Annotated in this window: 17 protein-coding genes; 13 read left to right on the top strand and 4 right to left on the bottom strand. The window is 70.6% G+C overall.

Annotated features, from left to right (window positions below; translation table 11 throughout):
- Positions 1-100 precede the first annotated feature (100 nt).
- The gene (locus CRP50_RS05220) at positions 101-781 is read right to left on the bottom strand and encodes a cysteine hydrolase family protein (protein ID WP_097277935.1); all 681 of its coding nucleotides are present in this window, start codon (positions 779-781) and stop codon (positions 101-103) included.
- 77 nt (positions 782-858) lie between these two features.
- Between CRP50_RS05220 and CRP50_RS05215 the strand changes: the two genes are divergently transcribed.
- Complete coding sequence (locus CRP50_RS05215) at positions 859-1,647, top strand: DeoR/GlpR family DNA-binding transcription regulator (protein WP_097277934.1); 789 nt, start codon at positions 859-861, stop codon at positions 1,645-1,647.
- Positions 1,648-1,661: 14 nt separating this feature from the next.
- Here the strand turns inward: CRP50_RS05215 and CRP50_RS05210 are convergent, their stop codons facing one another.
- Positions 1,662-2,999 (bottom strand): aspartate aminotransferase family protein, encoded by a 1,338-nt coding sequence (locus CRP50_RS05210; protein WP_097277933.1) that lies wholly within the window; start codon positions 2,997-2,999, stop codon positions 1,662-1,664.
- Positions 3,000-3,049: 50 nt separating this feature from the next.
- Complete coding sequence (locus CRP50_RS05205) at positions 3,050-4,042, bottom strand: phosphotransferase enzyme family protein (RefSeq protein WP_097277932.1); 993 nt, start codon at positions 4,040-4,042, stop codon at positions 3,050-3,052.
- Between the two features lie 216 nt (positions 4,043-4,258).
- Between CRP50_RS05205 and CRP50_RS05200 the strand changes: the two genes are divergently transcribed.
- The 5 genes from CRP50_RS05200 (at position 4,259) to fabG (ending at position 9,096) form a co-directional block, all read left to right on the top strand.
- On the top strand, positions 4,259-5,395 hold the full coding sequence (locus CRP50_RS05200; RefSeq protein WP_097277931.1) for an ABC transporter substrate-binding protein: 1,137 nt from the start codon (positions 4,259-4,261) through the stop codon (positions 5,393-5,395).
- 97 nt (positions 5,396-5,492) lie between these two features.
- On the top strand, positions 5,493-6,581 hold the full coding sequence (locus CRP50_RS05195; protein WP_097277930.1) for an ABC transporter ATP-binding protein: 1,089 nt from the start codon (positions 5,493-5,495) through the stop codon (positions 6,579-6,581).
- Positions 6,582-6,584: 3 nt separating this feature from the next.
- On the top strand, positions 6,585-7,439 hold the full coding sequence (locus CRP50_RS05190) for an ABC transporter permease (RefSeq protein WP_097277929.1): 855 nt from the start codon (positions 6,585-6,587) through the stop codon (positions 7,437-7,439).
- The gene (locus CRP50_RS05185; protein WP_097277928.1) at positions 7,439-8,323 is read left to right on the top strand and encodes an ABC transporter permease; all 885 of its coding nucleotides are present in this window, start codon (positions 7,439-7,441) and stop codon (positions 8,321-8,323) included. The genes CRP50_RS05190 and CRP50_RS05185 overlap by 1 nt, the downstream gene beginning before the upstream one ends.
- Positions 8,317-9,096, top strand: a complete 780-nt coding sequence (fabG, locus tag CRP50_RS05180) for a 3-oxoacyl-ACP reductase FabG (RefSeq protein WP_097277927.1) — start codon at positions 8,317-8,319, stop codon at positions 9,094-9,096. Before CRP50_RS05185 ends, fabG begins: the two co-directional genes overlap by 7 nt.
- Positions 9,097-9,402: 306 nt before the next feature.
- Here the strand turns inward: fabG and CRP50_RS05175 are convergent, their stop codons facing one another.
- On the bottom strand, positions 9,403-10,365 hold the full coding sequence (locus CRP50_RS05175; protein WP_176525036.1) for a GlxA family transcriptional regulator: 963 nt from the start codon (positions 10,363-10,365) through the stop codon (positions 9,403-9,405).
- 127 nt (positions 10,366-10,492) lie between these two features.
- Here CRP50_RS05175 and CRP50_RS05170 point away from each other — a divergent pair, with 127 nt between their 5' ends.
- From CRP50_RS05170 to CRP50_RS26415, 7 genes are read left to right on the top strand one after another with little or no spacing between them, the layout of a single operon-like run.
- Positions 10,493-11,743, top strand: coding sequence for a sarcosine oxidase subunit beta family protein (locus tag CRP50_RS05170; RefSeq protein ID WP_097277926.1), 1,251 nt, complete (start codon positions 10,493-10,495; stop codon positions 11,741-11,743).
- A gap of 13 nt (positions 11,744-11,756) precedes the next feature.
- Complete coding sequence (locus tag CRP50_RS05165; RefSeq protein ID WP_097277925.1) at positions 11,757-12,044, top strand: sarcosine oxidase subunit delta; 288 nt, start codon at positions 11,757-11,759, stop codon at positions 12,042-12,044.
- Positions 12,041-15,001 carry a sarcosine oxidase subunit alpha family protein gene (locus tag CRP50_RS05160; protein ID WP_097277924.1) on the top strand — a complete coding sequence of 987 codons (2,961 nt, stop codon included), beginning with the start codon at positions 12,041-12,043 and terminating at the stop codon, positions 14,999-15,001. The genes CRP50_RS05165 and CRP50_RS05160 overlap by 4 nt, the downstream gene beginning before the upstream one ends.
- The gene (locus CRP50_RS05155; protein ID WP_097277923.1) at positions 14,994-15,587 is read left to right on the top strand and encodes a sarcosine oxidase subunit gamma; all 594 of its coding nucleotides are present in this window, start codon (positions 14,994-14,996) and stop codon (positions 15,585-15,587) included. Before CRP50_RS05160 ends, CRP50_RS05155 begins: the two co-directional genes overlap by 8 nt.
- On the top strand, positions 15,584-16,495 hold the full coding sequence (folD, locus tag CRP50_RS05150) for a bifunctional methylenetetrahydrofolate dehydrogenase/methenyltetrahydrofolate cyclohydrolase FolD (protein ID WP_097277922.1): 912 nt from the start codon (positions 15,584-15,586) through the stop codon (positions 16,493-16,495). Before CRP50_RS05155 ends, folD begins: the two co-directional genes overlap by 4 nt.
- On the top strand, positions 16,492-16,839 hold the full coding sequence (locus tag CRP50_RS26420) for an ACT domain-containing protein (RefSeq protein ID WP_322090842.1): 348 nt from the start codon (positions 16,492-16,494) through the stop codon (positions 16,837-16,839). The genes folD and CRP50_RS26420 overlap by 4 nt, the downstream gene beginning before the upstream one ends.
- Entirely contained in the window at positions 16,840-17,430 is a 591-nt protein-coding gene (locus tag CRP50_RS26415) for a formyltetrahydrofolate deformylase (protein ID WP_322090845.1), read from the top strand.
- Positions 17,431-17,526 lie beyond the last annotated feature (96 nt).

The raw sequence follows: 17,526 nt of genomic DNA, 5'->3' as shown, positions 1-17,526 counted from the left end.
TCTCCTTCTGTTCGGTGACTGCCGGCGCAAGCCTGACGGTCGGAAGGAGCCGCGTCCTTGACGCGGGTCAAGACGGGCGGAATTCCGCCGCAGCCCGTGCTCAGGCGGCGGGGAAGAACGTGCTCACGTCCGACCGCCGCACGACGTGGCAGTAGATCATGTTGATGGTCGTCAGCTCGTTGCGGTGCAGGGCGTCCGTCGCGGCGGCGCAGGCATCGTCGACCACGAGGACGTCGAAGCTCTCGTCCGCCAGGCTGCGCACGGTGGAGGATACGCACTGGTCGGTGAAGATGCCGGCGACGATGACGGTGCGGATGCCCATGTTGTGCAGGATCAGGCGCAGGTTCGTGCCGGTGAGCGCGGAGTCGGTGGTCTTGAGGACCACGATGTCGTCCGGCGCCGGCTGCAGGGCATCGACGATCTGGCTCGGCTGCTCGTCCTTCGGCAGCAACAGGTAGTTGAAGCCCGGCTTCTTCTGGCTGAGCGAGCGGTCGCGGCCGTCCGGCTTCAGGCAGGCGATGCGGGCGTGGATCACCTCGACGCCCCGGCGACGGGCGTCGGTGATGAGTGCCGCGGCGTTGGGAATGACCGTCTCCGCCATACGCCGGTGAAACGGCTGCCACCGGGCGGCCTCCGCCGGGTCGTCGGGTATCTGCAGGTAGGTGTTCTGGACGTCGATGACGAGCAGCGCCGTCGTCGCCGGGTCGAGCACGATGTCGGCCGGCGGCTCGGCGGTCTCGTAGTAGAACGAGCGGTAGGCGGTCTTCCAGTCCCAGGTCATCGCGGGCCTCCGGTCGGGGGGTGTCGAGGTGTCGCGGCATCTGGTGCTGCTGCGACGGTTGGGGTAGCGTCTGCGCCATGGCGAGCAGCAAGAAGGCCGCGCGGCAGCGGCGCATCATCGACGAGTTGAACATTCAGCCGAGCCTGCGCATCGCGGAGCTGGCGGACCGCCTCGGCGTCTCCACCGAAACGGTGCGGCGCGACCTCGACGAGCTGACGCGCGACGGCCTGATCGCCCGCACCTACGGCGGCGCCGTGCGGCGCAACACGGCGGAGCCGGGCCTCAACGAACGGCACAACCTGCTGGTGACCGAGCGCCAGGCCATCGCCCGGGTGGCCGCGCCGCTGCTGGCGGGGAGTTCGCTGCTCATGATCGGCTCGGGCGCGACGACGGTTCACGTCGCGCGCCGCATCGCCTTCGAGATGAACCGCATCACGGTCATCACCCACTCCTTCGGCGTGGCGACGGTGCTGTCGCTCAACCCGACCATCCAGGTGATCGTCACGCCCGGCCTCTACCACCCGGGCGAGGGCGCCATCCACGGCGCACAGACGCTGCGCTTCCTCGAGGACTTCCGGGCCGATTGGGCCGTCGTCGGCGCGAGCGGCCTGGACGACGAGGGCGCCAGCGACGCCCTCATCGAGGCCTCGGAGGTGTATTCCATGATGATGCGGCGGTCCGCCCGCACCATGATCGTCGCCGATTCGTCCAAGTTCGGGCAGCACTTCGCCGCCCGCTACACCACCTGGGACCGCGTCGACACGGTGGTGAGCGAGCGCGCGCCGACGGGGCGGCTGCTCAAGGCCATGGACGCCGGCGGCGCCATCGTGCGCACCCCGGCGCCGTCGCCCTTCCCGGGCGGCTGACGACCGCGGCGGCGTCACCCCGGCGGCAGCGCGGCGAGGGCGTCGGCGAGGGCCTCGACGAAGAAGTCGGCCTCGTCGCGGCTGAGACAGAGCGGCGGCCGGACCTTCAGCGTATGGCCGTAACGGCCGGCGGCGCCGATGAGCACGCGCCGGTCCCGCAAGCCGTTGATGACGGCGGACGCAAGCGCCGCGTCCGGCACCGCCGGATCGTCGGCGCGGCCGAGGTCCACCCCGATGAACAGCCCCGCCCCGCGCACGTCGGTGATCCGCGGATCGTGTGCCGACAGCGCCCGCAGGCGGTCGCCGAGGTAACCGCCGACGTCGCGGGCGTTGGCCTGCAGGCCGCTCTCCTCGATCACCTCGAGCACCGCCAGGCCGGCGGCGCAGGCCACGGGATTGCCGCCGAAGGTGTTGAAGTAGCCGACGTCCTCGCAGAAGGCCGTCAGCAGCTCGGGCCGCACGGCGAGCCCGGCCAGGGGGTAGCCGTTGCCCATGGGCTTGCCCATGGTCACGATGTCGGGCGCGACGCCGTGGCGCTGGAAGCCCCAGAAGGCATCGCCGCTGCGGGCGAAGCCGGGCTGCACCTCGTCGGCCACGTACAGCCCGCCGACGCCATGGACCGCCGCCACCGCCGCGGCCAGGAAGCCCGGCGGGTCGGCGAAGACGCCGTCGCTGGAGAAGATGGAGTCGCAGATCAGCGCCGCCACGCCGTGGCCGTCTTCCGCCAAGGCCGCCGCCGCCGCCGCGACCGCCGCCGCGAAGCCGCCGGCGACGTCGTCGCCGTAGGCGGCCCGGCTGGGGGCCGGCACGGTGCGCACATGCGGCGGCGGTGCCCCCTGCTTCAGGGCGGAGGGTGAAATCTCCGTCACCGCGCGCGTGTTGCCGTGGTAGGCGGTCTCGGTGACGATGAACCCCGACGCCCCGGTGGTGCGGGTGGCGATCCGCATGGCGAGGTCGTTGGCCTCGCTGCCGCTGCAGGTCATGACCACGTTGCCGAGATGCGCCGGCAGGTGGCCCTTCAGCCGCTCCAGGTAATCCTCGATCAGCGGGTTGAGGTAGCGGGTGTGGATGTTGAGCGTCGCCATCTGGCGCGAAACGGCCGCCACCACACGCGGGTGACAATGCCCGACGGACGGGACGTTGTTGTAGAAGTCGAGATAGCGCGTTCCGTCGGCCGCCTCCATCCAGCACCCGCTGGCGCGCGCCATTTCGATGGGCTCGCGATAGAACAGCACCGAGGCGGCGCCGTAGTTCTCCTGGCGCCGGCGCAGGAGCGGGCTCGCCGCCGCATCGCCCGCGCGCGGGTCGAAAGCGTTCATGTCGAGGATCTGGCGGGCTTTTGCGGTGGACATACGGTCGGCTCCCTTGGAACAGGGCCATGCGGCCGGGCGACGATGGGCCGTCAGGCAGCGGACAGGAACCGGTCGGCGAGGACCAGGGTTCCATCGGTGTAGGCGGCACCCCCGGCGGCGGCGGCCGTCGGGGTCTCGGAGTGGCTGGCGATCCAGGCGGTGAGGAGCAACCGGCGCAGCATCACGAAGGTCGGCAGCATGGCCTCGTCCTCGGCGGTGAGCGGCGCCACCTCGCGGTAGCCGGCGACCCATGCCTCCTGCAATCGGGGCACCACCGGGTCGTGTTCGAAGAAGCTGACGGCGGCGGCGAAGTCGTAGCCGAACCAGCCGAAGCCGCAGTCGTCGAAGTCGATGACGCCCAGACGGTCACCGTCGATCAGCAGGTTGGCGAGGCGCAGGTCGGCGTGGATGAGGCCGAAGCGGTCACCGGCGGTGCCGTAGGCGGCGAGGCGCCGGTGCAGCACGTCGCACGTGCGCTCCAGCAGGGCCGCGCCCGACGCCGTCAATCCGAGGGCGGCCCGCCAGTCGCCCCAGTGAGGTCGCGGCCCGACCGTCGTGTCGAAGTCCCAGGTCTTGCGCACGAAGCCCTTGGGCGCCGGCCACGACCGCGTGTGGTGGTGCAGCCTGGCGCTGATGCCGCCCAGTTTGTGAAAGCCGTCGCGCAGGTCGTCGGTGGGGGCCGGCTCGGCGCCCGGCATGAAGGTGAAGGCGGCGACCAGGCGTTCCTCACCGGCCAGGACGAAGGATGCGAGGTGGCCGCCGTCGGCCCCGCGCAGCGGCTCCGGCGTGTCGACCACGCCGGCGGCCCGCAAGGCCCCGATCCACGCCAGTTCCGACTCGATCTCCGCCCGCGTGTGATAGCCCGGCCGGTGGACGCGCAGAATGACCGGCGCCCCGTCCGCCGGATCGGCCCGGAAGGTGGCGTTCTCCGACACCGTCAGAAGGCGCACCGGCGCGTCGGCGGGCAGACCCCAATGCCCCGCGACCGCGCGCGCACCATCCGTCAGCAGATCCACCATGGCGTCGTCGTAGAGCACGGTCATCGGCGGGCGTCCTTCTGCGTCGCAACAACGATTGTTGGAAGCTACACTCAAAAATGCGGAACTTCCAACATTTTTGCGTTGCACCCGCCGCGCTTTCGGGAAATCATGGACCCAGATGCTGCAGTGCGAGATGCCGAAGCGGGCGTTCGCCGCACATCCGGGCGGGCCTGCGCTGGCCGCCGCCCCGTCGTCGGTCAAAACAGGAGAGGATGTGTCATGAAGCTCTCTCGCCGGGATTTCGGCCGCGGCGCCGCCGCCCTCGCCGGCCTCGCCGCCCTCGGCCCGCTGGGCCGTCCTGCCCGCGCCGCCCGCACGGATCGCCTGAACATCCTGTGCTGGGAGGGCTACAACACGGACGACGTGCTCGGCCCGTTCCGCGACCTGAACCCCGGCGCCACCCTGCGCGCCGAAAGCGGCACGTCCGACCCGGACATGATCAACAAGCTGCGGGCCGGCGAGGTGAACGTCTGGGACCTCATCAACCTGAACCAGCCGTGGGCGCAGGGGCAGCTGTATCCGGCCGGCCTCATCAAGCCGCTGAGCAAGGAGCGGTTCCTGCCCTACTTCGAGAAGTTCTCGCCCGAGTTCAAGAATCCCGCCTACCCGCTGGCCTTCGCCGAGGACGGCGAGTTGATCGGCATGCCGCAGCGTTACGGCCCGTTCTCGTTCGTCGTCAACACCGACAAGATCAGCCGCGAGATGGCCGAGGACCAGGGCTGGAAGCTGTTCCTCGACCCCGCCATGAAGGACCGCTTCGGCGTCCTGACCTACGACAACTGGAACGTCATCCACATGGCGCTGACGGGCGACCAGAACCCCTTCGAGCCCATGGACGAAGCGGGGATCGCGACCTTCCAGAAGACGGCGGAAACCATCTTCGGCGGCGCCCGCATGCGGTCGGACGATCTGGTCGCCATGAACACGGCGCTGGTCAACGGCGAGATCGACGCCTACTTCACCGGCGGCACCTACACCGCCAGCCCGGCCCGCCTGGACGGCATGAGCAACATCCGCGGCATCACGCCCAAGTCCGGCCCCATCGGCGGCAAGGGCGGCGTCGTCTGGGTCGAGCTGACGTCGCTGGTCAACAACCCCGACCCGAGCGACCTGGCCGCCGACTTCCTGGAGTTCGTCCAGAAGCCGGAGATCTGCAAGGCGGTGGGCTTCGCCGAAGGCACCTACAACCCGGTCTGCCAGATGGGCGACCCGGACACCTTCGCCCTGTGGAACGCCGAGGAACTCGACTCCATCCAGTGGGACAGCCTGCCGGAGGAGATGGAACGCTCCGTCGAGTACCGCGCCGTCGCCTCCTACGACGAGCTCATCAAGGTCTACAACGCGGCCAAGCGCTGAGGCACCGGGTCCGGACGGACGGGCGGCCGCGCCGTCGCCGTCCGGACCGCCGCCCCCTCCCGGCCCGATCTTTCCCTCCAGTTCGGAACGCCCCCGGATGACCGAACAACCGATCCTTCACATCGCCGGCCTCTACAAGCAGTTCGGCGACTTCGTGGCCCTCCACAGCATCGACCTCAAGGTCATGGAGGGCGAGTTCCTGGCCATCGTCGGCCCGTCGGGCAGCGGCAAGACCACCCTCATCCGCCTGCTCGTCGGCATGGACGAGCCGACCGAAGGGACGATCTGGCTGCGCAACCGCCGCATCGACACGGTGCCGGCCAACCAGCGCCCGACCTGCATGGTGTTCCAGTCGCTGGCCCTGTTCCCCCACATGACCGTCGGCCAGAACATCGAGTTTCCGCTGAAGATCCGCGGCGTCTCGCCGGACGAACGGCGCGCCCGCGCGCTGGAGCTTCTGGACCTCCTGCGCCTGCCCCGCAATTACTACGGCAAGCGCGTCACCCAGTGTTCGGGCGGCGAGCGGCAGCGCGTGGCGCTCGCTCGCGCGCTCGCCTTCGATCCCGAGATCCTGTTCTTCGACGAGCCCCTCTCGGCGCTCGACTACCGCCTGCGCAAGACGCTGGAGAAGGAACTGAAGGACCTGCACGAGCGGACCGGCAAGACCTTCATCTACATCACCCACAGCCTGGAAGAGGCCATGGCGATGTCCGACCGCATCGCCATCATGCGCCAGGGCCGCTTCGAGCAGATCGCCCCGGCCGACGTCATCTATTCCCGCCCGGTCAGCCGCTTCGTCGCCGAGTTCATGGGTGAGGTGAACTTGTTCCCGGTCCGCGGCGGTTCGCTGTCGGAGGCCGCGGGCCTCGCCGTCGCGCCGTCGGCCATGGGCCGCGCGCCGTTCGACGGCGTGCCGCGCGGGACGCTCATGGTGCGGCCGGAGAACGTGAAGTTCCTGCCGGCCGGCGGCCTCGGCGCCGACGATGCCGCCCCCGACATCACCCTGACCGGCCGAATGCGGGCGGCGTTCGACCTCGGCTCCCGCATCCAGTACGAGGTCGAGCCGTCGCACGGCGGCCGGATCGTCGTCGAGACCCTGCGCGAGAACCGCTTCGGCGGCGCCATGGGGACCGAGGTGACGCTCGGCTGGAACCTCGACAAGTGCCACCTGATCGCGGAGGACTGAGGCATGGAGCGTCTCGACCGCCGTCTCGGCCTCCTCGCGGCGACCCCGCTCGCCACCCTGCTGGCGGCGACCTTCCTGGCGCCGCTGGTGGTGGTGGCCGCCTTCTCGATCATGCCGGCCAAGGTGTTCTCGCTGTGGAACGTGCCGGACTTCTCGGCCTATGCCGAGTTCTTCCGCCAGGGCTACTGGAGTTCACTGGCGTGGTCGCTGGGCATGGCCGTCGCCGCGACGCTCATCCTGTTCGTGGTGTGCTGGCCGCTCGCCTTCGCCATGGCCAAGGTCTATCGCCGCTTCACGCTGGTGATGACCGTCGGCGTCGTCATGACGCTGTTCGTGTCGGAGAACATCCGCCTGTTCGGCTGGGTGCTGACCTTCATGAAGGGCGGCATGGTGGAGGGCACCCTGCGCCACATGACGGGAACCGGCTTCGACGGCCTGCTCTACAACGTGCCGGTCATCGTCTTCGGCCTCGTCTACGTCTACTTCCCGTTCATGCTGTTCCCGCTGGCGCAGGGCATCGCCATGGTGCCCGACGATGCGCGCAACGCCGCCGCCGACCTGGGCGCCAGCCGGGCCCGCATCCTGTGGGAAATCGACCTGCCGCTCGCCGCGCCCGGCATCATGGTGGGCAGCCTGCTGACCTTCGTGCTGGCCGCCGGCGCCATCGCCGAGAGCAAGCTGCTGGGCGGTCAGGCGGTCATCGTCATCGCCGACGATGTCGAGACGGCCTTCACCTACGGCCAGAACTGGCCGCTCGGATCCGCGCTGGCCATGGTCCTCATCGCCATCATCGGCAGCGTCGCCCTGTACGGGGTCAGCCGCGTCGACCTGGACGCCATCATGGGGAGGCGACGCTGATGCAGACCGGACGACTGACCCGCGGGGCGCTGCTGCTGTATGGCGTCGCCGCCCTCGCGTTCCTCTATCTCCCGCTGGTGGCCGTCGCTTTCGCCTCCGTGTCCAAGGCCCGCTACCTGACGTTTCCCATCCGCGCCTACGACACCAAGTGGTACGGCGAGGCGATTGCCAGCGACACCGTCCAGAGCCTGCTGCTGGTGTCGCTCAAGGTGGCCGGCATCGTCACCGTGGTGAGCATGGTGGTGGGCTTCTTCGGCGCGCTCGCCTTCGCGCGCTACCATTGGCGCTTCCGCCGGCTGTTCCAGAAGCTGATCCTGCTGCCGATCTTCTTCCCGCAGACGGTGCTCGGCCTCGCGCTCCTCATGTGGTTCAACGCCCTCGGCGTCACGCCGTCGTGGCAGACCGCGGTGGTCGGGCACCTGGTGTGGATCTCGCCCATCGCCACCCTGGTCATTTCCATCCGCGCCTACAGCTTCGACCCGACGCTCGAGGAAGCGGCCCGCGACATGGGCGCCACCACCTGGCAGATCCTGCGCGACATCACCTTTCCGTTGCTGCTGCCGGGCGTCGTGTCCGCCGGCCTCTTCTCGTTCCTGCTGAGCTGGGGCAACTTCCCGCTCTCCCTCTTCACCACCGGCGCCGACAGCACCCTCCCCGAGTGGCTCTACGCCAAGATGGTCTCCGGATACTCGCCGCTGGTCCCCACGCTCGGCATCCTCAGCGTCGCCGCATCGGCGGGCGTGCTGGCAGTGGCGCTGATCGCCCCCGCCGCCGTGCGCCTGCTGCGCTCCGCCGGGCCGCGGGAGGCCGCCGCCCCGGCCACCACCACCCCGACCGCAGACCAGAACCGCAGTCCCAAGCTGGAGGAATCCCCCACATGCTGACGTCCATCGCAGGCAAGAGCTGCATCGTCACCGGCGCGTCCAAGGGCATCGGCAAAGGCATCGCGCGGGTCTTCGCCGCCCGCGGCGCCAAGGTGACCGTCGTCGCGCGCGGCGAGGCGGACGCCGCCGCCACCGTCGGCGAGATCGAGGCCGCCGGCGGCACGGCGCGCATGCACCTGTGCGACGTGTCGGACTGGGATCAGGTGAAAGCCATGGTCGACGCCGCCGCGGCGGCCTACGGCGGTGTCGACATCCTGTGCGCCAACGCCGGCATGTTCCCGCAGACGAAGATGGTCGACATGGACCCCGCCGAGTGGGACTCGGTGATGGCGTGCAACCTCAAGAGCACCTTCCTCAGCGTCAAGGCCTGCATCCCGTACTTCGAGACCGCCGGCACCGGCCGCGTCGTCGTGACCTCGTCGATCACCGGCCCGGTGACCGGGTTTCCGGGCTGGGCCCACTACGGCGCGTCCAAGGCCGGGCAGCTGGGCTTCCTGAAGACGGCGGCCATGGAACTGGCGCGCTACGGCACGACCATCAACGCCGTCATGCCCGGCAACATCGTGACGGAAGGCCTGGAAGGCCTGGGCGAGGACTACCTGGCGACCATGGCCGCATCCATCCCGCTCAAGCGCCTGGGACGGGTGGAGGACATCGCCCATGCGGCGCTCTTCCTCGCGTCGGAGGAAGCCGCGTACATCACCGGCCAGACCATCGTCGTCGACGGCGGGCAGATCCTGCCGGAATCGCTCGAAGCCATCGCGAGCATCTGACGAGAGCCACGGCCCGGGCGGCGGCGCGCCTCCGGCGGCTGGCGGTAGATCCGCCCGCCGCAGCGGCCGCCCTCGTCGATCACGGTGGGACGCAGGCCCTCGCCCAACAGCCGCTCGGCGATGGCGGCGCCGATGCCTCTGGTCCCTCCGGAAAGCATGACCACGCGGTGTGACTCGGCGTCCTCCTGCTGCTGTCCCGGAGGCCGAGGATGTTCGGCACCAGCGAGAGCGTCAAAGTGCAACACTCGGAAATCCCATTATGTGGGATCGGTGGCGAAAGAATCTCACGTGGTGGGAATCAGCGGCTCAGCGGGTCCGCCGCGGCGCTTCCGCGTCGCGCGGTCGGCGCACGTCGCTCGGGCTGATGCCGTAGCGGGCGCGATAGCAGCGGGCGAAGTGGGCCGGGTTGGGGAAGCCGCTGGCGAGCCCGACCTCCAGGATCGACAGCGGCGACTGGCGCAGCAGGTCCTCCGCCTTCGCCAAGCGCAGGTCGCGGTAGAAGGCCATGACCGTCACGCCCAGGCGATCCTTGAACAGCCGCTGGAACTGCCGCAGGCCCAGGCCCGACAACTCCGCCAGATGGTCCAGCCCGAGGGGATCGGCGATGTGGCTGTTCATCAGCTCGATGGCGGCCAGCAGCGACGGGTGGTGGACGTTGTATTTCTCCTCCAGCCCTGCCCGCTGGGGGTCCTGCGACGGACGGACCCGCGTGTGGATGAACCAGTCGCTGACCGCGCGCGCCAGGTCCATGCCGTGGTCGGCGGTGATGAGGGCGTGCATCATGTCGAGCGGCGCCACGCCGCCGGCGCAGGTCAGACGATCGCGGTCGATGACGAACAGCGTGCGCTCCAGCAGGAAGCGGTCGGACATCTCCCGCAGGGGCTCGATGTGCTCCCAGTGGACGGTGAAGCGCCGCCCCTGCATCAGCCCGCACACCGCCAGGATCGCCGCGCCGCCTGAGATCCCGCCGAGCCGCACCCGCCGGGCGTCCAGGCGCTTCAGGTAGGCGTCGAGCGCCGGCTCGCGCACGGCGAAGGGATTGCCGCCGGCGACGACGAAGACGACGTCGAAGTCGGTTCCGGCCTCGGCCAGCGGCACCGTCTCGAACAACGCTCCGGCCGAGGCGCGCGCTGTCGTCTCGCCCACCGAGAGAAACCGCATGTCGTAGAGCGTCCGCCCGGCCAGCAGGTTGGCGGCGCGCAGGGGCTCCACCGCCGCCGAGGTGGACATCAGGGCGTAGCCGTCAATCAGGATGAAGCCGATCCGCACGGCCGAGCCTCCGCGACGCCGAACACGGGCCGAATGTCATTTTCGGGATAGCAGAAGTCAATAACGGAACAACACCGTCGGGCGGCGCATGCCACACTCTTCCCCGTCACCCACGGAGGGTCCGAGCGTGCGCTATTCCATTTTCCAGGTCCTGAAGGAAGGTCTGACCGGCCATCGCGGCTGGCGGCCGGCCTGGCGCGACCCGGCCCCGCAGGCCGAATACGACACAATCGTCATCGGCGGCGGCGGGCACGGCCTGGCGACGGCCTACTACCTCGCCAAGGTGTTCGGCGCCAAGCGCATCGCCGTGCTGGAGAAGGGCTGGATCGGCGGCGGCAACGTCGGCCGCAACACCACCATCGTGCGCGCCAACTACCTGCTCGACGGCAACCAGCCGTTCTACGAGTTCTCGCTCAAACTCTGGGAGGGCCTGGAGCAGGAACTGAACTACAACGCCATGGTCAGTCAGCGCGGCATCCTGAACCTCTACCATTCGGACGCCCAGCGCGACGCCTACCGCCGGCGCGGCAACGCCATGATCCTGCACGGCTCCGACGCCGAACTGCTCGACCGCGCGCAGGTGCGCGCCATGGTGCCGTTCCTGAACTTCGACGACGCCCGCTTCCCCATCCGCGGCGGCCTGCTGCACCGGCGCGGCGGCACCGTCCGCCACGACGCCGTCGCCTGGGGCTTCGCCCGCGCCGCCGACGCGCTCGGCGTCGACATCCTGCAGAACTGCGCCGTCACCGGCATGATCGTCGAGAACGGCCGCATCCGCGGCGTCGAGACGACGCGCGGCCCCATCCGCGCCGCCAAGGTCGGCACCGCCGTCGCCGGCAGTTCCAGCCGGGTCATGGCCATGGCGGGGATGCGGCTGCCCATCGAAAGCCACGTCCTGCAGGCCTTCGTCACCGAGGGGCTGAAGCCGGTGGTGCCGAACGTCATCACCTTCGGCGCCGGCCACTTCTACGTCAGCCAGTCCGACAAGGGCGGGTTGGTCTTCGGCGGCGACATCGACGGCTACAACTCCTACGCCCAGCGCGGCAATCTGCCGATGATCGAGGACGTGGTGGAAGGCGGCATGGCGCTGATGCCGATGATCGGCCGGGCGCGGCTGCTGCGCGCCTGGGGCGGGCTGGTCGACATGTCCATGGACGGCTCGCCCATCATCGACCGCACGCCCATCGAGGGCCTCTATTTCAACGGCGGCTGGAACTACGGCGGCTTCAAGGCCACGCCCGCCTCGGGCTTCGCCTTCGCCCACCTGCTGGCCACCGACACACCCCATCCCACCGCCACCGCCTATCGCTTCGATCGTTTCCGCACCGGCGCGCTGATCGACGAGAAGGGTGTCGGCGCGCAGCCCAACCTGCACTGAGGACGCCGCCGCGATGATCATTCCCCATCCGCTGCTCGGGCCGCGCGACGCCCAGGAATTCGTCTATCTGGGCGACGCCCGCCTCATCGACCGCCCCGACGGCCTGGCCGAAGACGCCGCCGACGCCTTCCACGACTACGCCTACTTGCGCGACAACCCGGCCGGCGAGCATCAGGAGCTGTGGTACCACGAGCAGGGCGACCGCTCGTGGCTGGTGGTCACCCGCGACACCGTGACCCACCGCATCCTGCGCGCCGAACTGGCGAGCGACGTCGCCCGCGCCCAGGGGCGCAGCCGATGAGCCAGACCAACCGCTTGGCCGGCGGCGGCCTGATCGACCGCTCCCGCGTCCTGACCTTCACCTTCGACGGCCGCACCTATCAGGGGCATCCCGGCGACACGCTGGCCTCGGCGCTGCTGGCCAACGGCGTGCGCCTCATGGGCCGCTCGTTCAAGTACCACCGGCCGCGCGGCCCTCTGTCGGCCGGGTCGGAGGAACCCAACGCCCTGGTCGAACTGCGCGACGGCGCCCGGCGCGAGCCCAACACCCGCGCCACCACGGCGGAACTGTTCGACGGGCTCACGGCGCGAAGCCAGAACCGCTGGCCGTCGCTGCGCTTCGACGCGCTCGCCGTCAACGACCGCCTGTCGACGTTCCTGACCGCCGGCTTCTACTACAAGACCTTCATGTGGCCGCGGTCGTTCTGGGAGAAGGTCTACGAGCCGGCCATCCGCAAGGCCGCCGGTCTCGGCCGCCTGTCCATGCAGGACGACCCCGACGTCTACGACAAGGGCTTCCTGCATTGCGACCTGCTGGTCATCGGCGCCGGCCCGGCCGGCCTCGCCGCCGCCCTCACCGCCGGCCGCGCCGGGGCGCGGGTCATCCTGGCCGACGAGGATTTCCGCCTCGGCGGCCGCCTCAATGCCGAGACGCTGACGCTCGACGACGCCCCCGCCGCCGACTGGGTGGCCGCCATCCTGGCCGAACTGGCCTCGCTGCCGACGGTGCGGGTGATGCCGCGCACCACTGTCGTCGGCGCCTTCGACCACGGCGTCTACGGCGCCGTCGAGCGGGTGGCCGACCATCTGCCGGTGCCCGAGCCCGGCATGCCGCGCCAGATCCTGTGGCGCATCTACAGCCGCCGCGCCCTGCTGTGCGCCGGCGCCACCGAGCGCCCAATCGCCTTCGCCGACAACGACCGTCCGGGCATCCTCCAGGCCGGCGCCCTGCGCGCCTACGCCAACCGCTGGGGCGCCGCCGTGGCGCGTCGGGTGGCGGTGTTCACCAACAGCGACGACGGCCACCGCACCGCCCGCGACCTGCACGCCCACGGCCTGGAGATCGCCGCCGTGATCGACGTGCGATCCGACGCGCCGCGCTCGCCCGACTACGAGGTCCTGGCCGGTGCGCAGGTGGTCGGCACCGCCGGCCGCCTCGGCCTGACCGGCATCACCGTCCGCACCGCCGACGGCGGCACCCGCAAGGTCTCCTGCGGCGCCCTCGGCGTGTCGGGCGGCTGGAACCCGGCCGTCCATCTGACCTGCCACCAGGGCGCCCGGCCGCGCTGGGACGCCGCCATCGCCGCCTTCGTGCCCGGCCCCGACCTGCCGCCCGGCCTCGCCGTGGCGGGCGCCGCCGCCGGCACCTTCTCCACCGCCGGCGCCCTGCGGGAGGGAGCGGCCGGCGCCCTCGCCGCGCTCGCCGACCTGGGTGTCGCCGCCACCGCCCCTGCCCTGCCGCGCGCCGAGGACGCGCCGGCCGGCATCACCGCCTTCTGGCACGTCGCGTCCGACGCCGGGCGGGCGTGGCTCGACCAGCAGAACGACGTCACCGTCAAGGACGTGAAACTGGCCCACCAGGAAGGCTTCCGCGCCGTCGAGCACCTGAAGCGCTACACCACCCTCGGCATGGCCACCGACCAGGGCAAGACGTCCAACATGGGCGCCCTCGCCATCATGGCCGAGCTGACCGGCAAGCCCATCCCCGAGGTCGGAACCACCATGTTCCGCCCGCCCTACACGCCGGTGGCGCTCGGCACCCTGGCGGGACGGTCGCGCGGCGACGACTTCCGGCCCCGCCGCCTGACGCCCACCCACGCCTGGGCCGCGGAGCAGGGCGCGGTGTTCGTCGAGGTCGGCACCTGGATGCGCGCCCAGTATTTCCCGCGCCCCGGCGAGACCCACTGGCGCCAGACCGTCGACCGCGAGGTTCTGGCCGTGCGCAGCGCCGTCGGCGTGTGCGACGTCACCACCCTCGGCAAGATCGACGTGCAGGGCACTGACGCCGCCAGCTTCCTCGACCGCATCTACTGCAACGGCATGGCCAAGCTGGCGGTGGGCCGCGTGCGCTATGGCCTCATGCTGCGCGAGGACGGCATGGCCAAGGACGACGGCACCGCCGCCCGCCTGGCCGAGGACCACTTCGTCGTCACCACCACCACGGCCAACGCCGTCGCCGTCTTCCGCCACATGGAGTTCTGCCGTCAGTGCCTGTGGCCGGACCTCGACGTGCAGGTGATCTCCACCACCGACGCCTGGGCGCAGATCGCCGTCGCCGGCCCGCGCGCCCGCGACCTGCTGCGCCGCGTCGTCGATCCGACCACCGACCTGTCCAACGACGCCTTCCCCTTCATGGCCTGTGCCGCCGTCACCGTCTGCGGCGGCCTGCGGGCGCGGCTGTTCCGTATCTCCTTCTCCGGCGAGCTGGCCTACGAGCTGGCCGTTCCCGCCCGTTACGGCGACGCCCTGGTGCGGGCGCTGATGGCGGCGGGCGCGGACCTCGGCGTCACCCCCTACGGCACCGAAGCCCTCGGCGTGCTGCGCATCGAGAAGGGCCACGCCGCCGGCAACGAGATCAACGGCCAGACCACCGCCCGCATGCTTGGCTTGGGGCGCATGGTGTCGAGCAAGAAGGACAGCATCGGCGCCGTGCTGTCCCGCCGCGAGGCGCTGGACGGGCCGGTGCCGCTGCGGCTGGTCGGCCTGCGCCCGGTGAACCCCGCCGATCCCGTGGTGGCCGGCGCCCACCTGCTGGCGCGCGGGGCACCGACCACCGCCGCGAGCGACGAGGGGTGGGTCACCTCGGCCGCCTTCTCACCGCACGTCGGCAGCGCCATCGGGCTCGGCTTCCTGGCCGGCGGCGAGGGCCGCATCGGCGAGATCGTCCGCGCCGTCGACCCGCTGGGCGGCACCGACGTCGCCGTGGAAGTCGTCGTTCCCCACTTCGTCGACCCCGACGGGGAGAAGCTCCGTGCCTGACCACGCCCTCCTGCCCCTGACCGCCCTCGGCGCCCGCACGCCCCGCGTCGACAGCGTCGGCGGCCTGACCATCACCGAGGTGCCGGACGTGGCGCTGGCCTCCCTCGCCTGCCGCCGCGGATGCGACGCCGCGCTCGCCGCCACCGCCGAGGCCCTGCTCGGCGTCGCCCTGCCGCCGGTGGCCGGCTGGGCCGGCACCGGTCCCTACGGCGTGTTCTGGACCGGCCCCGGCCAATGGATGGTCGAGGCGCCTTACGCCACCCACGAAGACCTCCCCGACCGCCTTAAGGCGGTGGTGGACGACGCCGGCTCGGTGACCGAGCAGAGCGACGCCTGGGTCCGCTTCGACGTCGAGGGCGAGCACGCCCTCGCCCTGTTCGAGCGGCTGTGCGCCCTCGACCTCGGCCGCATGCCCGCCGCCACGGTCCAGCGCACCGCCATCGACCACCTCGGCTGCTTTGTGCAGTGCCGCGAGGCCGGCCGCCGCTACGGCGCCTACGGCCCGCGGTCGGCGGCGGCATCCCTGCATCACGCGCTGCTGACGGCGGCGCGCTCCGTCTCCCGCGACCGAAAGGTTTTCCCATGACCGTTCCCGAGCCCCAGGCCCGCCGCCTGGACGGCAAGGCCTTCGCCGCCGCCCTGCGGGCGCGCGTCGCCGGCCACGTCGCCCGCCTGAAGGACGATCACGGCGTCACGCCGGGTCTGGCCGTGGTGCTGGTGGGCGAAGACCCGGCGAGCGAGGTCTACGTCCGCAACAAGGGCCGCCAGACCACCGAGGCCGGCATGGCATCGTTCAGCCACCGTCTCGCCGCCGACACGACGCAGGCGGAGCTTCTCGACCTGGTGGCGCGGCTCAACGCCGACCCGGCGGTCCACGGCATCCTGGTGCAGTTGCCGCTGCCGGCCCACCTGGACGCCGACGCCGTCATCGGAGCCATCGCGCCCGAGAAGGACGTCGACGGCTTCCACGTCCTCAACGTCGGCCGACTCGCCACCGGGCAGGCGGCGCTGGTGCCGTGCACGCCGCTCGGCTGCCTGATGATGCTCGACGACCTACATGGCCCCGACCTGTCGGGCAAGACGGCCGTGGTGGTCGGGCGCTCCAACATCGTCGGCAAGCCCATGGCGCAGCTGCTGCTGCGGCGCAACGCCACCGTCACCGTCGCGCACTCGCGCACCGCCGATCTGGCGGCGGTGTGCCGCGGCGCCGACATCCTCGTCGCCGCCGTCGGCCGGCCCGAGATGATCCCCGGCGCCTGGATCAAGCCCGGCGCCACCGTCATCGACGTCGGCATCAACCGGGTGCAGCTGGCGGACGGCCGCTCCGTCCTGCGCGGCGACGTGGACTTCGCCTCGGCCGCCGCAGTCGCCGGCGCCATCACGCCGGTACCGGGCGGCGTCGGCCCCATGACCATTGCCTGCCTGCTGGCCAATACCCTGACCGCCGCCTGCCGTCTGCACGACCTGCCCGAACCCGAAGGACTCACGCCATGACCACCGTCCTGTCCACTCCCGCGCCGGCCGCGGCGGCGGCCGTCGCGGCCGGGGACCGCTTCACCCTGACCGTGCGCTGCCCGACCACCCGCGGTATCGTCGCCGCCATCTCCACCTATCTGGCGGACAGCGGCTGCAACATCACCGACAGCGCCCAGTTCGACGACCAGTTGACCGGCACCTTCTTCATGCGGGTGAGCGTCACCAGCCAGACGGGCAGCACGATCGAGGATCTGCGGGACGGCTTCACCGCCATTTCCGACCGCTTCGGCATGGACCACGCCTTCCACGACGACGCCGTGAAGACGAAGGTGATCGTCATGGTGTCGCGCTTCGGCCACTGACTGAACGACATCCTGTACCGCTGGCGCATCGGCGCCCTGCCCATCGACATCGTCGGCGTCGTCTCCAACCACCTGGACTATCAGAAGGTCGTGGTGAACCACGACATCCCGTTCCACTACATCCCCGTCACCAGGCAGACCAAGGCCGAGGCGGAAGCGCGGCAGATGGCGATCATCCGCGACACCGGCGCCGACCTCGTGGTGCTTGCGCGCTACATGCAGATCCTGTCCGACGAGATGTGCCAGCAGATGTCGGGGCGGATCATCAACATCCACCATTCCTTCCTGCCCAGCTTCAAGGGCGCCAACCCCTACAAGCAGGCCTTCGAACGCGGCGTGAAGCTGATCGGCGCGACGTCGCACTACGTCACCGCCGACCTCGACGAAGGCCCGATCATCGAGCAGGACACGGTGCGCGTCACCCACGCCCAGTCGCCGGAGGACTACATCTCCCTCGGCCGCGACGTGGAGAGCCAGGTGCTGTCGCGCGCCATCCACGCCCACATCCACAAGCGCGTCTTCCTGAACGGCGGCAAGACGGTGGTCTTCCCCGCCAGCCCCGGCAGCTACGCCTCCGAACGCATGGGCTGACCGAGCAAACGTTTCGACCGCAACGGACAGAATCGTTGCGCCCTCCGTGCAATGACGGATATATTTTAAATCTGAATGTAACCAACGAAAACCAAG

This window comes from Caenispirillum bisanense (assembly GCF_900230255.1).
In the GTDB taxonomy this organism is placed as follows: domain Bacteria; phylum Pseudomonadota; class Alphaproteobacteria; order Rhodospirillales; family Rhodospirillaceae; genus Caenispirillum; species Caenispirillum bisanense_A.
Note: the sequence above shows the minus strand (reverse complement) of the source record. Positions and strands in the feature narration are given on the sequence as shown.

Coding starts and splice junctions, on each gene's coding strand:
- CRP50_RS05160 (WP_097277924.1), top strand. CDS start 12,041: ATGAGCCAGACCAACCGCTTGGCCGGCGGCGGCCTGATCGACCGCTCC.
- fabG (WP_097277927.1), top strand. CDS start 8,317: ATGCTGACGTCCATCGCAGGCAAGAGCTGCATCGTCACCGGCGCGTCC.
- CRP50_RS05220 (WP_097277935.1), bottom strand. CDS start 781: ATGACCTGGGACTGGAAGACCGCCTACCGCTCGTTCTACTACGAGACC.
- CRP50_RS05205 (WP_097277932.1), bottom strand. CDS start 4,042: ATGACCGTGCTCTACGACGACGCCATGGTGGATCTGCTGACGGATGGT.
- CRP50_RS05165 (WP_097277925.1), top strand. CDS start 11,757: ATGATCATTCCCCATCCGCTGCTCGGGCCGCGCGACGCCCAGGAATTC.
- CRP50_RS05210 (WP_097277933.1), bottom strand. CDS start 2,999: ATGTCCACCGCAAAAGCCCGCCAGATCCTCGACATGAACGCTTTCGAC.
- CRP50_RS05195 (WP_097277930.1), top strand. CDS start 5,493: ATGACCGAACAACCGATCCTTCACATCGCCGGCCTCTACAAGCAGTTC.
- CRP50_RS05185 (WP_097277928.1), top strand. CDS start 7,439: ATGCAGACCGGACGACTGACCCGCGGGGCGCTGCTGCTGTATGGCGTC.
- CRP50_RS05190 (WP_097277929.1), top strand. CDS start 6,585: ATGGAGCGTCTCGACCGCCGTCTCGGCCTCCTCGCGGCGACCCCGCTC.
- folD (WP_097277922.1), top strand. CDS start 15,584: ATGACCGTTCCCGAGCCCCAGGCCCGCCGCCTGGACGGCAAGGCCTTC.
- CRP50_RS05215 (WP_097277934.1), top strand. CDS start 859: ATGGCGAGCAGCAAGAAGGCCGCGCGGCAGCGGCGCATCATCGACGAG.
- CRP50_RS05200 (WP_097277931.1), top strand. CDS start 4,259: ATGAAGCTCTCTCGCCGGGATTTCGGCCGCGGCGCCGCCGCCCTCGCC.
- CRP50_RS26420 (WP_322090842.1), top strand. CDS start 16,492: ATGACCACCGTCCTGTCCACTCCCGCGCCGGCCGCGGCGGCGGCCGTC.